Annotated in this window: 15 protein-coding genes and 1 pseudogene; 7 read left to right on the top strand and 9 right to left on the bottom strand. The window is 54.9% G+C overall.

Features of this window, described 5'->3' with window-relative positions:
- Positions 1-68: 68 nt before the first annotated feature.
- Positions 69-904, top strand: a protein-coding gene (locus MET49242_RS24245; protein ID WP_144259444.1) for an IS5 family transposase whose coding sequence is annotated in 2 segments (ribosomal slippage) — positions 69-453 and positions 453-904 — 837 coding nt in all. Because the reading frame shifts where the segments join, the coding sequence is not laid out codon by codon here.
- A 23-nt stretch (positions 905-927) separates the two neighbouring features.
- Here MET49242_RS24245 and MET49242_RS26620 read toward each other — a convergent pair.
- Positions 928-1188: pseudogene (locus tag MET49242_RS26620) on the bottom strand (nucleoside deaminase); the annotation flags it as partial.
- Positions 1189-1601: 413 nt separating this feature from the next.
- On the opposite strand from MET49242_RS26620, the gene MET49242_RS12155 reads away from it, so the two are divergent.
- Together MET49242_RS12155 and MET49242_RS12150 are read left to right on the top strand one after the other, a co-directional pair.
- Positions 1602-2075: an Hsp20/alpha crystallin family protein gene (locus MET49242_RS12155; RefSeq protein ID WP_036283184.1), complete on the top strand. Its 474-nt coding sequence runs from the start codon at positions 1602-1604 to the stop codon at positions 2073-2075.
- A 177-nt stretch (positions 2076-2252) separates the two neighbouring features.
- The gene (locus tag MET49242_RS12150; protein WP_144259601.1) at positions 2253-3443 is read left to right on the top strand and encodes a hypothetical protein; all 1191 of its coding nucleotides are present in this window, start codon (positions 2253-2255) and stop codon (positions 3441-3443) included.
- A gap of 70 nt (positions 3444-3513) precedes the next feature.
- Here the strand turns inward: MET49242_RS12150 and MET49242_RS25005 are convergent, their stop codons facing one another.
- The 7 genes from MET49242_RS25005 to MET49242_RS12110 all read right to left on the bottom strand — a co-directional run bounded on the left by MET49242_RS25005 (position 3514) and on the right by MET49242_RS12110 (position 10136).
- Entirely contained in the window at positions 3514-4062 is a 549-nt protein-coding gene (locus MET49242_RS25005; protein WP_144259600.1) for a hypothetical protein, read from the bottom strand.
- An 84-nt stretch (positions 4063-4146) separates the two neighbouring features.
- Positions 4147-4419, bottom strand: a complete 273-nt coding sequence (locus MET49242_RS12140) for a hypothetical protein (protein WP_036283181.1) — start codon at positions 4417-4419, stop codon at positions 4147-4149.
- On the bottom strand, positions 4420-6648 hold the full coding sequence (locus MET49242_RS12135; protein ID WP_051134169.1) for an ATP-dependent RecD-like DNA helicase: 2229 nt from the start codon (positions 6646-6648) through the stop codon (positions 4420-4422).
- Positions 6649-6713: 65 nt separating this feature from the next.
- Positions 6714-8108: an HNH endonuclease family protein gene (locus MET49242_RS12130; RefSeq protein ID WP_051134168.1), complete on the bottom strand. Its 1395-nt coding sequence runs from the start codon at positions 8106-8108 to the stop codon at positions 6714-6716.
- A gap of 22 nt (positions 8109-8130) precedes the next feature.
- A protein-coding gene (locus tag MET49242_RS24235; protein ID WP_144259599.1) for an IS5 family transposase occupies positions 8131-8966 on the bottom strand; the annotation gives its coding sequence in 2 pieces (ribosomal slippage) (positions 8131-8582 and positions 8582-8966; 837 coding nt in all).
- A gap of 56 nt (positions 8967-9022) precedes the next feature.
- On the bottom strand, positions 9023-9640 hold the full coding sequence (locus MET49242_RS12115; RefSeq protein WP_036283179.1) for a DUF262 domain-containing protein: 618 nt from the start codon (positions 9638-9640) through the stop codon (positions 9023-9025).
- 127 nt (positions 9641-9767) lie between these two features.
- Positions 9768-10136 (bottom strand): DUF6876 family protein, encoded by a 369-nt coding sequence (locus MET49242_RS12110; protein WP_036283178.1) that lies wholly within the window; start codon positions 10134-10136, stop codon positions 9768-9770.
- A 161-nt stretch (positions 10137-10297) separates the two neighbouring features.
- Between MET49242_RS12110 and istA the strand changes: the two genes are divergently transcribed.
- From istA to istB, 4 genes are read left to right on the top strand one after another with little or no spacing between them, the layout of a single operon-like run.
- Positions 10298-11002, top strand: coding sequence for an IS21 family transposase (gene istA / locus MET49242_RS26385; RefSeq protein WP_256378583.1), 705 nt, complete (start codon positions 10298-10300; stop codon positions 11000-11002).
- On the top strand, positions 10999-11217 hold the full coding sequence (locus MET49242_RS26380) for a hypothetical protein (protein WP_256378582.1): 219 nt from the start codon (positions 10999-11001) through the stop codon (positions 11215-11217). The genes istA and MET49242_RS26380 overlap by 4 nt, the downstream gene beginning before the upstream one ends.
- Complete coding sequence (locus MET49242_RS26375) at positions 11168-11839, top strand: hypothetical protein (protein ID WP_256378581.1); 672 nt, start codon at positions 11168-11170, stop codon at positions 11837-11839. Before MET49242_RS26380 ends, MET49242_RS26375 begins: the two co-directional genes overlap by 50 nt.
- Positions 11836-12678 carry an IS21-like element helper ATPase IstB gene (gene istB / locus MET49242_RS12100; RefSeq protein ID WP_036283177.1) on the top strand — a complete coding sequence of 281 codons (843 nt, stop codon included), beginning with the start codon at positions 11836-11838 and terminating at the stop codon, positions 12676-12678. The genes MET49242_RS26375 and istB overlap by 4 nt, the downstream gene beginning before the upstream one ends.
- A gap of 67 nt (positions 12679-12745) precedes the next feature.
- On the opposite strand, the gene MET49242_RS12095 is transcribed toward istB, so the two are convergent.
- On the bottom strand, positions 12746-13048 hold the full coding sequence (locus MET49242_RS12095; RefSeq protein WP_051134167.1) for a tyrosine-type recombinase/integrase: 303 nt from the start codon (positions 13046-13048) through the stop codon (positions 12746-12748).
- Between the last annotated feature and the right edge of the window lie 103 nt (positions 13049-13151).

Below are 13151 nucleotides of genomic sequence, written 5' to 3'. Positions count from 1 at the left end.
GAAAGATGTTGAATCGAATGAATCTGTTGTGATGGATGGGAGGCGGTCTGATTCGTAGGAGGCCGTCGATGTGGACGAAGGCAAACCGGGCGAAATACAATCGCGACAGGTTACGTTATCCGAGTGATGTGACGGACGAGGAGTGGGGGCATGTGGCGCCGCTTATTCCTCCGGCCAAGCGTGGCGGGCGCAAGCGTGAAGTGGACATGCGGGCGGTGTTCAACGCCATCATGTATGTGCTGAGCACGGGATGCCAATGGCGGTACATTCCCAAGGATTTTCCCCCGAAGAGCACAGTGTATCGTTATTTTTGCGATTGGGCCTGGTGCGGCGTTCTGGATCGCATGCACGACGCGCTCTACGTCATGTGTCGCGAACGAGCGGAACGAGAGGCGAGCCCCACCGCGGCGATCATCGATAGTCAGAGCGTGAAGAGCGCGGAAAAAGGGGGGCGCGCATTGATCCGCATGGCTATGACGCCGGCAAAAAGATCAAAGGCAAGAAACGCCACGTACTCGTCGATACGCAAGGTTTGTTGATGGGCGCCGTCGTTCACGGCGCCGACATTCAGGACCGAGACGGCGGCGTCTTGCTGCTTTCGACGTTGCATGGGCGGTTTCCCTTTCTTGAAAAGCTGTTGGCTGACAGCGCCTATCAGGGACCGATCTTCGCCGACGCAACGGGCAAAATCCTACCGTGTCTCAAAATCGAGATTATAAAACGATCCGATCAGGCGAAGGGCTTCGTGAAATTGCCCATGCGCTGGATCGTCGAAAGATCAATCGCCTGGCTAAACCGCTGTAGAAGACTGGCCAAGGATTGGGAAAACCTCAATATCACAGCGCTCGTGTTCCTGCGTTTCGCGTCGATTCGGCTCATGCTACGAAAGCTCTGCAATTGTTGACTAACTTCTGGGACGGACTCTAAGCACAACGCACAGGGTTCGGCACTCGTCACAAGCTCAAGTGGCGGAAGCCCCTCTTGGCCCAAGTCATAGGTATCAAGGGATCGTTGAGCCACCATCATGGCGACGATTTCTGCATGTAATATCGATAGCTTCTCCCGCTGCACTAAATTGACACCGAGCGATACAAGCTTTCCGCTTTCAGATTCAAATATAGCAGCAGCAAATGGGCCGCCAGTTCTCGTTGTTGCATTCTGCCGAGCAGCCTCTAAGACGAACGACATCCGAGACGTGATGTCGAGAGTTTCTCTATACTTTTCGCTAAAGCTGGTAAGCCAACCTGGGAGGCGAAAGCTGATGGCATCTATCCCGGTCATCCCTAGCACCTTACTGATTTGATGCTCAGCCAAAGCTTCTGGATCGCCTATCAGTGCGTCCAATGACGGCCAGCTTGCGTGGCTACCCGCAGGCCGAAATGAACATTGTTAGGGCAGCAGCGTAGCGCATTCGCGGAAAGACCGCTTGATCAGACCCTCGGGGAAATCAGGGGTCGGCTGGAGAGCGTGTAGCTTCCTGCCAATTATGGCAAGACGAGAGATGATCTGCCGTCATTGCTGCGACGAAACGCCTGACTAAATCATCGGCTGAGGGCCGGTAAACTGGCCCTGCATTGCAAATTGATTGAGGGAGAAATCCAATGAAGCTGCCGAGCTTGTGGTCGAGGGTGGACTTGGCGACCGACCCGTTCAAAGCCTTCCGCAGGGAAATGGAAGATTGGTTTAGCCAAGTCGACAAGAATTTGCCGAGCTTGGGTTTGGGAGCAGGTGTTCCGGCTGTGAACGTCGCCGAGACCGATAAAGCGATCGAGATAACGGCTGAACTACCCGGCGTTGAAGAGAAGGACATCAAAGTCAACGTCGAGGGCAACCAGTTGGTCGTGAGCGGTGAGAAAAAGCAGGAGTCAAAGAAAGACGAAAAGGACTGGCATGTGGAAGAACGTAGCTTCGGTTCTTTTTACCGGTCGATGTCGCTGCCGTTCACGCCGGACGATGGGGCTATCGAGGCCTATCTCGATAAGGGCGTCTTGCACGTTACGGTGAGGAAGCCCGAAGAACTCGCAAAAACCGCCAAGACGATCGAGATAAAAACTGGCGCGCCGCCCCAAGCGTAAAACGGACTCCGAACTACGCGGGGAGAGGATGAAGCTCCCGGCATCGTTTTGCGTCATCCGAGGCTTTCCTAAACGGACGCCTCGTTTGCTAACATCCATCTCTATACGGTAGCGATTTCCGTCATCACTACCATAAGCTTATGAAAGTATGCAAAAGTGACTTGCGAAGTAGCGGTGATGAATAAACATGGCATTGCGTTAGCAGCCGATAGCGCGGTGTCGATCAGCGATGGCCAGAAGGTCTACCATACAGCGGAAAAACTTTTCAAACTGTCAAATGCGCCGATCGCCATCATGACTTATGGCTGCGCTGAGATAATGGGGGTGCCTTGGGAAATCGCGATAAAGACCTATGTCAAGCAATTCGGAGAGCGTCGGTTCCCGACGGTTGAACAATACGCTCTGGACTTCCTGCGCTTTATAGAAACGTCGGAAATGCTGTTCCCAGTGTCGGTGCAGGACGAGTGGTTTTCGTCGGTTGTTGAGTCCGTTCTCAAAGCGAATATACGGGATCAGTGGAAGAAGAAATTGGGCGGCGAACCTAAAAGCCATTGTCGTAAGGCAGCTTCGTTGCTCCTGCAGACCATAAAAAATGAAATCACTTCATTGCAAAAGATCCTGCCAATCGAACAGCTTGATCATGCATTTGGGGAAAAGGTCATCTCAGATCACGCGGAGATTATTCAGAAGCTGCAAGATTCGCTTTTCCAAGATGTTGCTCTCTCGGATGAGATCAGCGATGCGCTCAATTTGCTCGTGAAACTCCTGCACACGCGGCAATGGTTTCATCCAGATCATTTCAGCGGCATGGTGTTTGCGGGATTTGGCGAGCCTGAGCCATTCCCCAGTCTCTATATTTATAGCGTTGGCACCGTTGTTTCCTCCAAATTGAGATGGGCCAAAGCTGATGAGGCGCATGTTGATCGCAAGCATCCTGTCATCATAATCCCCTTCGCTCAGACTGATATGATCGATCTATTTTGCAGCGGGATTCATCCAACTCTGAAAGACCGATTGGCGGATATTCTCTCGAAGCACCTTCCGCACCCGAAGGGCAAGGCGCCATCAAAGAGCAGATCAAAGGTCGTGCAAAAAGATGTGATGACCGCGATTGAAAAGGAATTTCAGGTGAAATACACACTGCCGTTGATTAGCGCTGTCGAAGTGCTTTCGTGCCATGACCTTGCGAAAATGGCGGAAGCACTCGTGAGTTTGACCGCTTTCAAGGCTCGAATGTCGGTCGAGCAGCAGGAAACAGTCGGTGGCCCAATCGACGTGGCGATCATCGCAAAATGCGAAGGCTTCACGTGGGTTAAGCGAAAAGACATGATCAAGCATGGCGATGCGACGGCTTTCTTGATGCCGTAAAGCCCGAATGCAAGTGATAAGGCTCGTGGAGAAAAGTAGGCCGTGATATCGAGCGCAGGAAGCTGCTGGTTCAGCGTTGCTTTATTTTGTGTAGTTTGAAGGAGTATTGATTCGTTTGGACATTGTAATCCAGCGTCCCTTCGCTAGATGGGCAGCAGTGAGGATCTTTCTCCGCCCACTTAACCCCTTTCAAGATCACAATGTTTTCATTCGCGTATATATTCTCTGCGATAAACGCCATGTCGCCGATCTCCGGCTTTGTGATCACATCGCATTTGCCGCTCCGTGAAATCAAGAAATACTGACCATGCTTGTTGCCGCCGCCGCACTGATGCGTGTCGATCAGGATTGCATCGGTACGCTCATCAACCGGGACCAACTGGAAGCTGTCCATATATTCCAGCATCCCCCTTTGTTCCATAGGCGGGCACTTTGCATATCTCGGCACGATACCGATTTTTTCCGCCTTCGATACGGACGGATCGGCCCGAGCATATTTCTCCCAGTCAGCTTTGAGATATGAATCGATGGCAGCGAAGCTGCATGAAAATTCATCTGCTGCTACGGCAGTCGGTGATGATAAGAACAAGGCGACAACGAGGAAGAGATGTCCGCGCATTTGGTCTGCTCCAGTGTGCTTTTCACTCGACGAGCTTTGGCTTTACCTCGAATACACGGTACGCAACTTCGTGCTTTGGTATCATCAATGAGGACGTCTGAACGGGATTACATTGCTCTCGTCACTGAACACTTGCATCCCTTCTTCGGCGACCGTGCGGTAAAATTCCGCGTAAGCTTGTTCGTCACTTTCGAAGGGATCGTCCCAGACAATCGACGTGCCCGCCGAGTTTACCACCTCAAGCGTCCAGTCCTTTCCATCCTCAAGCCGGATGATGTGGACCTCGACAGTCACGCCATCTTTGGTGAAATCCCCAGACAGCCCAGAAATGACGATATTCGGATCGCGATCAACCACTTACGCCTCCCCGCTTTTTGCAATCTGCGTGGTCGAAGCAATGGCGGCTTGTTTAAGCCATTCGTCCAGTTTCGACCAACGTCGCCGTCCGGAGGCGTTCCGAACCGCCATGGCGACCGCTTTCTTCTGACCCACCAAAACCACAAGCTTTTTCCCGCGAGTAATCCCCGTATAGAGTAGGTTCCGCTGGAGCATCGTGTAGTGCTGGGTCAGGATCGGGATCACGACAGCCGGATATTCTGAGCCTTGGCTTTTGTGGATAGTGGCGGCATAGGCCGGAACCAGTGTGTCCAATTCCCCAAACCCATAGGTAACGCTACGGCCATCAAAGTCGGTCGTCAGCTCCCCTGTATCTGGGTCTACGTCTTCGATGTAGCCAACATCGCCGTTGTAGACCTCTTTGTCATAGTCATTTTCGATCTGCATGACTTTGTCTTTGGGAGCAAAAACCCAGCCAAATCGCTCGACCTTGCGATCGCCAGCGGGATTCAGCGCCGCTTGCAGGGCGACGTTTAGGGACCTCGCGCCCACATCCCCACGATTCATCGGGCAGAGGACCTGAATGTCGTGGATCGGATCGAAGCCGAAGCGCTTCGGGATGCGCGACTTGACCATTTCGACGATGCGGGTCGCGGCGATCTCAGGCTCATTGGCTTCAACAAAATAGAAATCACTTTCACCGTCCGGCTTCGAAAGGTCCGGCATCGAGCCTTGGTTGATCCGGTGAGCATTGGTGATAATTCGGCTTTTGGCAGCCTGACGAAATACCTCCGTTAGTCGAACTACCGGAACCGCGCCGGAAGCTATGATATCGGCCAAGACCTGCCCGGGACCAACGGACGGCAGCTGATCGATATCGCCTACGATCAGCAAAGCGGCGCCATCGGGAATCGCCTTCAGCAACGCCTGCATCAGCATCACGTCGACCATCGAGGCTTCGTCAATCACGACCAGTTCGCACTCAATTGGAAGATCGGGGCCGCGTTTGAAGCCGCCAGTTTTAGGATCGACCTCTAACAACCGATGGATCGTTTTCGCTTCGAAGCCAGTCGCTTCCCTCATCCGTTTTGCAGCTCTCCCTGTCGGAGCGCACAGTAAAAGTTTGACACCCTTGGCGGCGAGGATGCGCAGGATCGAATTGACAATTGTCGTTTTGCCCACCCCAGGGCCGCCAGTGATGACCGTCACCTTTGACGCAATCGCGAGACGGATTGCGGTTGCCTGACTCTGGGCGAGAGTGAGGCCCGTTCTTTGCTCGATCCACGGAAGGGCTTTGTCAGCGTCAATCGCGGGCCATGGTAGTCCACCTTGGATCAATCTCAGGAGCCGCTCGGCAATTACCTGCTCCGCCCGATAGAATCCAGAGAGGAAAATACAGAATGTGTCTCCTACAGAATCAGCAACGACTGTTCCCTCGGCGAGTTCGAGGTCGAGAGCGGTCTGGATGAGTTCCTTCGCTACTTCGAGTAGCTCAACGGCAAGGGGGAGGAGCTGATCTTTTGGCAGGCCGCAATGCCCATCATCCATGGCATCCGTAAGCGCATAGGAAATGCCCGCTCTCACACGAATCATGGCTGTCTTTTCGATCCCCAGCTTCATGGCGATCGCGTCGGCTGTCTTGAAGCCAATCCCTCGAATATCGCGAGCCAAGCGATAGGGATTCTCGCTCATCACCTGCACGGCGTCTGCCCCGTAGGTTTTGTAAATTCGAACGGCTCTCGCTGTGCCCACTCCATTGCTATGGAGGAAGACCATGATTTCCCGAATGATCTTCTGTTCAGCCCATGCGCCTGTGATTCTTTCGGCTCGTACGGGGCCAATGCCAGCGATCTCTTTCAGGCGATCCGGTTGGGCTTCAATCACATCGAAGACTTTGTCGGCGAAAGCCTTGACCAGCTTCTTGGCGTACACCGGCCCGATGCCTCTGATCATCCCCGAGCCGAGATATTTCTCGATGCCTTCGACCGAGGTCGGCGTTGAGCAGCGCAGGAAGTGCGCTTTGAATTGCTTACCGTGAGTGAAATCATTGACCCATTCACCCGAAGCAGTCACCCACTCACCGGCGGAAATCGTTGCGGCATGCCCGATAACGGTAACAAGGTCCCGATGTGATCTGGCTTTAACCCGGAGTACGCAAAAACCGTTATCACCATTGTGAAATGTCACACGCTCGACTAATCCAGCGATAACCTCGCGCTCTGGTGTTGAGGCCGCTTCTATCTTCGACATGAGATATGAAGATGCATCTCGCATAGGTGGTGTTCTTGGTAACTGGTTAATGCCAGCATTAGACACTAAGGCGATGGCCGAGGCCACAGGGCTGTAGCGTAGCCGAACAACTTATCAGCCCGATCAACGATCGTTAGCTCATTCCAAGCGTCGCTATCTGCGAAACTCTGAAAATATGCGTTTAGCATCAGGCTGCTGTTTTTCGCTAATTCTGGACGTTTTACCCTGAACGGCTCGTTACTCAATGCTGAATTGAACGATGGAGTAACGAGAGTCAGGTTTCCGATGCTGTGCAAAAGACGCACACGCTTTTCCTTACCTTCCGATGAATCGTCCACGAGCGGCCAGTCCTCTGGCTTCCAGCTCTGTGGTAGAACGTGCTCTACAGAAAGGGTATCAAGCGTCGGGGTGAATTCTTGCTTGGAGCCTCGCTGCGCGAATTCCAGCGCTTCCAATACAGCGCGGACCTTGCGTGTGTTTCGTCCTTGATATAGCTGCCGGTGACTCCATGCTGATCTAAATTCTGCATCGTCTGGCCAGCGTTGGCTGTCCCCTTCCAATCTGAGAAGCAGGTTCCGTAACGTAGCGGAATCGGATTTTCTTTCCGCTACCATTTCCGCGAGCAACCTATTGAGGAATACTCGATTGTAGCTTTTTGCCGTGAGTCCACAAATAAATCGCCGCACGAAATATGATTCTAGATAGTCTATTGCTTGCAAAAAATCTGGACCATCAATTTCGTTGTGTTCGATAAGGTGGAATATGAGCGGCGTCTGAGTTGTGGTGTCAAGCAGCTTCATTCGGCGACAAAATAGTTCAAATCGACTCGATTGACCCGGGGCAATGAGTGTTTCAAAGGGTCCTGATATGCGTGTCAATTTTTGCAATTCCTGTGCGGTGTCGCGTCTTTCAAGCTCCCACCAATTCTTGAACTCCTCGAACACGTACGCAACTTTTGTCTCTTCCTGCTTGCGTAGGCCGACATAATGATAGAGTAGCAGGTCTAGGCGAGAGTTCTTCAGGCGTCCTTGACGCTCTTCCTTTTTCCAGAATTTTTGGCCTTTTACTGTGGTGCCGATTTCCGTCTTTTCGTCAAATTCCTGCCAATAATTCTTATAGAGATCGTCTACGTCTTCATTTTGTCGTGACGCAGTCAGAAATAGGAAATTTCGGATAAGATCGCTCGGCTGCAAAGGTGCGCCGCGAGCATTGAGTGTTTCGAATATTATTTGCGGATCGTCTTCGTTATCCAGCTGTAGCCGCATAATTTGGAAGCAGGTTTGCAGTGAGTCTAGCAATAAGGATATTGGCTCTATCGAAGCCGGAAGGTTGATATATGGAATGAGGATATCGTTGTCCTTATCAATGCTGCGTATCACTGCATGCGCGATTGTGTTGCCTTCATTCGTCTCTTGCTCATGCGCCAAATCATCATGGTTCTTACCTCTCATCAAAGCCATTAGAGTCCGTCCCAGAAGTTAGTCAACAATTGCAGAGCTTTCGTAGCATGAGCCGAATCGACGCGAAACGCAGGAACACGAGCGCTATGATATTGAGGTTTTCCCAATCCTTGGCCAGTCTTCTACAGCGGTTTAGCCAGGCGATTGATCTTTCGACGATCCAGCGCATGGGCAATTTCACGAAGCCCTTCGCCTGATCGGATCGTTTTATAATCTCGATTTTGAGACACGGTAGGATTTTGCCCGTTGCGTCGGCGAAGATCGGTCCCTGATAGGCGCTGTCAGCCAACAGCTTTTCAAGAAAGGGAAACCGCCCATGCAACGTCGAAAGCAGCAAGACGCCGCCGTCTCGGTCCTGAATGTCGGCGCCGTGAACGACGGCGCCCATCAACAAACCTTGCGTATCGACGAGTACGTGGCGTTTCTTGCCTTTGATCTTTTTGCCGGCGTCATAGCCATGCGGATCAATGCGCGCCCCCCTTTTTCCGCGCTCTTCACGCTCTGACTATCGATGATCGCCGCGGTGGGGCTCGCCTCTCGTTCCGCTCGTTCGCGACACATGACGTAGAGCGCGTCGTGCATGCGATCCAGAACGCCGCACCAGGCCCAATCGCAAAAATAACGATACACTGTGCTCTTCGGGGGAAAATCCTTGGGAATGTACCGCCATTGGCATCCCGTGCTCAGCACATACATGATGGCGTTGAACACCGCCCGCATGTCCACTTCACGCTTGCGCCCGCCACGCTTGGCCGGAGGAATAAGCGGCGCCACATGCCCCCACTCCTCGTCCGTCACATCACTCGGATAACGTAACCTGTCGCGATTGTATTTCGCCCGGTTTGCCTTCGTCCACATCGACGGCCTCCTACGAATCAGACCGCCTCCCATCCATCACAACAGATTCATTCGATTCAACATCTTTCAGGACGGACACTTAGCATGGAATAGAAAAACAGATAGGCCTGAACCATTAGTGGCCGCTCAACCTTTTGTCGGCTTTTGTCTTTTGCTGGGTATCTGTTGCAGACCTCCTTCATGCTTCCAGCGGATGACAGGACCTGCATGACATCGCGCCCAGCATTCGTGGGCCATACCTTAAAATGGTCCTTCTTTGCTTCGTAATTCCCCTTGTTATAGGTTAGGCTCAGCACATCGTCGCCAATCGCGGGATCGTCCAATGGCGCGATAGCATCACGCAGAGCGAGAAGCATTATCTGCAGTGTCGTGATCCGTTGCTGACCATCTATCACTTCGCGTGTAGGAACGGCCTTGCTGTCGAAAGTTGCGGGGCTTCCGACGACAATGGCTCCCAAAAAATGCTTGCGAAGAGGGCGCAACTTCTCTGCGCTACCAATTTTGTGAGCATCTTCTCGATGCTCTTTCAGTGCATTCAATCTGTCCGCTACATCTTCCCAAAGAGGCATAATCTGATTTGTCAGTGTCCAAACATACCCACGTTGGAAGAGTGGAATCAGGTACTGCTCGCGTTGCTGAAAGAGCTCCGAGATAGAAAGTTTTGACGGCTGCAATGGTGAATTCCCTCGATCGCGGACAAATGGCTGTGGCCATGGCTTCCACCCAAGAATATCTCACGCCCAAGCTGGTTTTTCTAGCGAGGACATCGGATATCGGTGGCGGCGATTGCGAGGGAAAAGGTCAGTACTCGGTCGGCAGCATAATCGTCCCGTTGCAAAAATACAGCTTTATCCCGGGCTTAGGAAAATCGGTGAAGTTCAGCGCCTGCTCGGAGACGATGCGACCGTTCCCATCGTCGCAGGTCACCATTCCCGTGGCGTTGTCCCGCACCCCGAGCGTCCACAGCTGAAATTCTTCACCCCGGACCTTGGGCTCATAGACATTGGCGATGCAGATCAGATCGAGCAGCCAGTACGCCCCGGCTGTGTCCGCGACATATTTGACGCCCTCCGTGAAGAGAACGTCGCCAGCGAGCCCGTAGCGGTAGAATGTCTCCGAGCCGGTGAACTGCGCCATGATGGCAGGATCGAGCTTGTTTTCGGAAGTCATGGTCCCTGCCTCCCCTCAACCGAACAGAGAGGAGTATGAACAGCGGCGGCAAAGTGTACCACTGAACCGGCTTTGGGGGCTGCTTTGACGGCGGCGCAAAAGTGTACCGGTCCTGATAGGCCGAACTCGATGTCATCGACTGGCATGGAGAGGCCGAAAGGATGTTCACAGTGGAACTCTATGCCCGGGTGAGACGCGCGGTGATGGCGGAAGGGCTGAGCCGGCGGGAAGCGGCCAGGCGCTTCGGCGTGCACCGCAATACGATCACGAAGATGCTTCAATATTCGGTTCCGCCGGGGTATCGGCGTCGGGAGCGGCCGATCTCGAAGAAGCTGGGGCCGTATATGGCCTGGATCGACAAGGTCCTGGCGGATGATCGGCTTGTTCACGCCAAGCAGCGTCATACGGCACAGCGGATATTCGAACGGCTGCGGGACGAAGAAGGGTTTTCCGGCGGTTACACGATCGTCCGGGAATATGTCGCGCAGGCGCAGTTGCGGTCGCGCGAGATGTTTATTCCACTCAGCCATCGACCGGGGAATGCGCAGGCGGATTTTGGCGAGGCGGACGCCTATATCGCCGGCAGGAAGGTCCGCTTTCATTATTTTTGCATGGACCTGCCGCATTCGGACGGCTGCTTCGTCAAGGCCTATCCGGCGGAGACGGCGGAAGCCTTCTGCGACGGCCATGTCGCGGCCTTCGCCTTCTTTGGCGGCGTCCCCCAGTCCATTCTTTACGACAATACGCGTCTCGCGGTCGCCAGGATCGTGAAGGGTGGAGAGCGTCTGCGTTCGCAAATGTTTGCGGAACTCCAGAGCCATTACCTTTTTGCTGATCGCTTTTGGCCGGCCCGGCAAGGGGAATGACAAGGGCAAGGTCGAGGGGGCTTGTCGGCTATGTCCGGCGCAACTTCATGACGCCACTGCCCGTGGCGGAGAGTTTCGAGGCGCTGAACGCGAGGTTCCTGGACGCCTGCACGAAACGACGGCGGGCGATCCTGCGCGGGCCAGTCGACGCCGATCGGCGAACGCATGCAGGCGGATATGGCGGCATTCCTGCCGGCGCCGCCGGCTCCCTATGACGCCTGTCACAAGGTCGCGACGCGCGTGTCGTCGATGGCGCTGGTGCGCTACCGCAACAACGATTACTCGGTCCCGATGCGCTTCGGCCATCGGGAGGCGCTGGCCAAGGGCTATGTCGATCGGGTCGAGATTGTCTGCGGCGGGGAGACCATCGCCGTGCATGCGCGCAGCTACGGCAAGGCCGAGTTCATCTACAACCCGCTGCATTATCTCGCTTTACTCGAACACAAGAGCCGCGCGCTCGATCAGGCCGCGCCGCTCGACGACTGGCGGCTTGCCGACTGCGTGCATCGTCTGCGGCGGCTGATGGAGGCGCGCATGGGGAATAGCGGGCGCCGCGAGTTCATCCAGGTGCTGCGGCTGATGGAGGACTTTCATCAGCATCAGGTCGAACAGGCGGTCGCGGAGGCGCTGCGTCTTGGCGCGATCAGCTTTGACGCAGTGAAGATGCTGCTGCTGGCCAGGCTGGAGAACCGGCCCGCGCGGCTCGATCTGACATTCTACCCCTACCTGCCGGCGGCTACGGTCGGCGCGACGGATCCGCGCGCCTATCTCGGGCTCGTCGCCGGCGCGAGCGTCATCGCGGGCGTCATGGAGACGACCGCGGGAGGTCCGGCATGACCACCTCGCATGAGACGGGTTCGCAGACGATCGTCGCGCCGCAGGTGCTGCTGGGTAATCATCTCAAGGCGCTGAAGCTTCCCACCTTCGCGCGCGAATATGAGAAGGTGGCGCTGGAGTCGGCGCAGGACCGCGCCGATTACCCGCGCTATCTGCTACGCCTGTGCGAACTGGAGCGCATTGATCGCGAGCGGCGCAATGTCGAGCGCCGCATCCGGCTGGCGCGCTTTACGCAGGTCAAAAGCCTCGACACATTTGACTTTACCGCCCAGCCTTCACTCAACAAGCCGCTCGTGCTGGAGCTGGCGCGGTGCGAATGGATCGAGAAGCGACAGAACTGCATCGCCCTTGGGCCAAGCGGAACGGGGAAGACCCACGTCGCGCTCGCCCTGGGGCTCGCCGCCTGCCAGAAGGGGTTCAGCGTCGCGTTCACGACCGCCGCGGCTCTTGTGCACGAACTGATGGAGGCGCGCGACGAGCGCCGCCTGCGCGCGCTGCAAAAGCATCTCAACACCGTCAAACTGCTGATCGTCGACGAACTGGGCTATGCGCCGTTCACGGCGGTCGGCTCAGAGCTGCTCTTCGAGGTCTTCAGCCAGCGCTATGAACGCGGTGCGACGCTGGTGACCAGCAATCTGCCCTTTGATGAATGGACGTCGGTGTTTGGCTCCGAGCGTCTCACCGGCGCATTGCTCGACCGGCTCACCCATCATGTCCACATTCTGGAAATGAACGGCGAGAGCTATCGGCTCTCGACCGCAAAGAAAGCGCAACGGCGAAACCGCGATCTCCCCGACGCGCCCGCAATCGACAAAGGAGGCGCCGACACGACGAACTGATCGCCGTCGCGCGCGTTGAACCGCGCTGCGCTACGCTCCGCGCGCCTCAACGCCCGCGTCAACTAAACTACAAGGGCCGTGCGGCCCTTTTCTCGAAACCAGACCGGTACACTTTTACCCCGCCTTCATGCACATTTTGTCCCCGCCATTGACACTTGGTCTGTTCAGGGGAGAGTTGGATTTCGGCTCGGATGGTCTTGTCAGGCGCGAGGACGTCGTTTAGCTTCAGCGCGGCTATTTCTGCCACACGCATGCCCGCGAGCCAGCTCAGCATCAGCAAGCAACGGTTGCGGGCAGGGAAGCGTGCTCGGGCTACGTGCTGTAGCACCCGCTTCATATCTCGCTCGGTGAGGACGGGAGCCTGTTTCATTGCTTGTTCCTCTTGGCTAACAATTTGCTCGGAACAAGCATGTTTTCTGATGTTCAGGAGAGCAACCGAAGAGATTGCCGAAGTGAATCCAATGATTTCAGTG

This window comes from Methylocystis sp. ATCC 49242 (genome assembly GCF_000188155.2).
In the GTDB taxonomy this organism is placed as follows: domain Bacteria; phylum Pseudomonadota; class Alphaproteobacteria; order Rhizobiales; family Beijerinckiaceae; genus Methylocystis.
The sequence above is the reverse complement of the archived record's forward strand: the minus strand, read 5'-3'. Positions and strand labels throughout refer to the sequence as shown.

What these genes read in the sequence shown, in the direction of transcription:
- MET49242_RS26375 (WP_256378581.1), top strand. Translation starts at nt 11,168, where the DNA reads ATGCAGGCGGATATGGCGGCATTCCTGCCGGCGCCGCCGGCTCCCTAT.
- istB (WP_036283177.1), top strand. Translation starts at nt 11,836, where the DNA reads ATGACCACCTCGCATGAGACGGGTTCGCAGACGATCGTCGCGCCGCAG.
- MET49242_RS25005 (WP_144259600.1), bottom strand. Translation starts at nt 4,062, where the DNA reads ATGCGCGGACATCTCTTCCTCGTTGTCGCCTTGTTCTTATCATCACCG.
- MET49242_RS12155 (WP_036283184.1), top strand. Translation starts at nt 1,602, where the DNA reads ATGAAGCTGCCGAGCTTGTGGTCGAGGGTGGACTTGGCGACCGACCCG.
- MET49242_RS12095 (WP_051134167.1), bottom strand. Translation starts at nt 13,048, where the DNA reads ATGAAACAGGCTCCCGTCCTCACCGAGCGAGATATGAAGCGGGTGCTA.
- MET49242_RS26380 (WP_256378582.1), top strand. Translation starts at nt 10,999, where the DNA reads ATGACAAGGGCAAGGTCGAGGGGGCTTGTCGGCTATGTCCGGCGCAAC.
- MET49242_RS12135 (WP_051134169.1), bottom strand. Translation starts at nt 6,648, where the DNA reads ATGTCGAAGATAGAAGCGGCCTCAACACCAGAGCGCGAGGTTATCGCT.
- istA (WP_256378583.1), top strand. Translation starts at nt 10,298, where the DNA reads ATGTTCACAGTGGAACTCTATGCCCGGGTGAGACGCGCGGTGATGGCG.
- MET49242_RS12110 (WP_036283178.1), bottom strand. Translation starts at nt 10,136, where the DNA reads ATGACTTCCGAAAACAAGCTCGATCCTGCCATCATGGCGCAGTTCACC.
- MET49242_RS12150 (WP_144259601.1), top strand. Translation starts at nt 2,253, where the DNA reads ATGAATAAACATGGCATTGCGTTAGCAGCCGATAGCGCGGTGTCGATC.
- MET49242_RS12130 (WP_051134168.1), bottom strand. Translation starts at nt 8,108, where the DNA reads ATGGCTTTGATGAGAGGTAAGAACCATGATGATTTGGCGCATGAGCAA.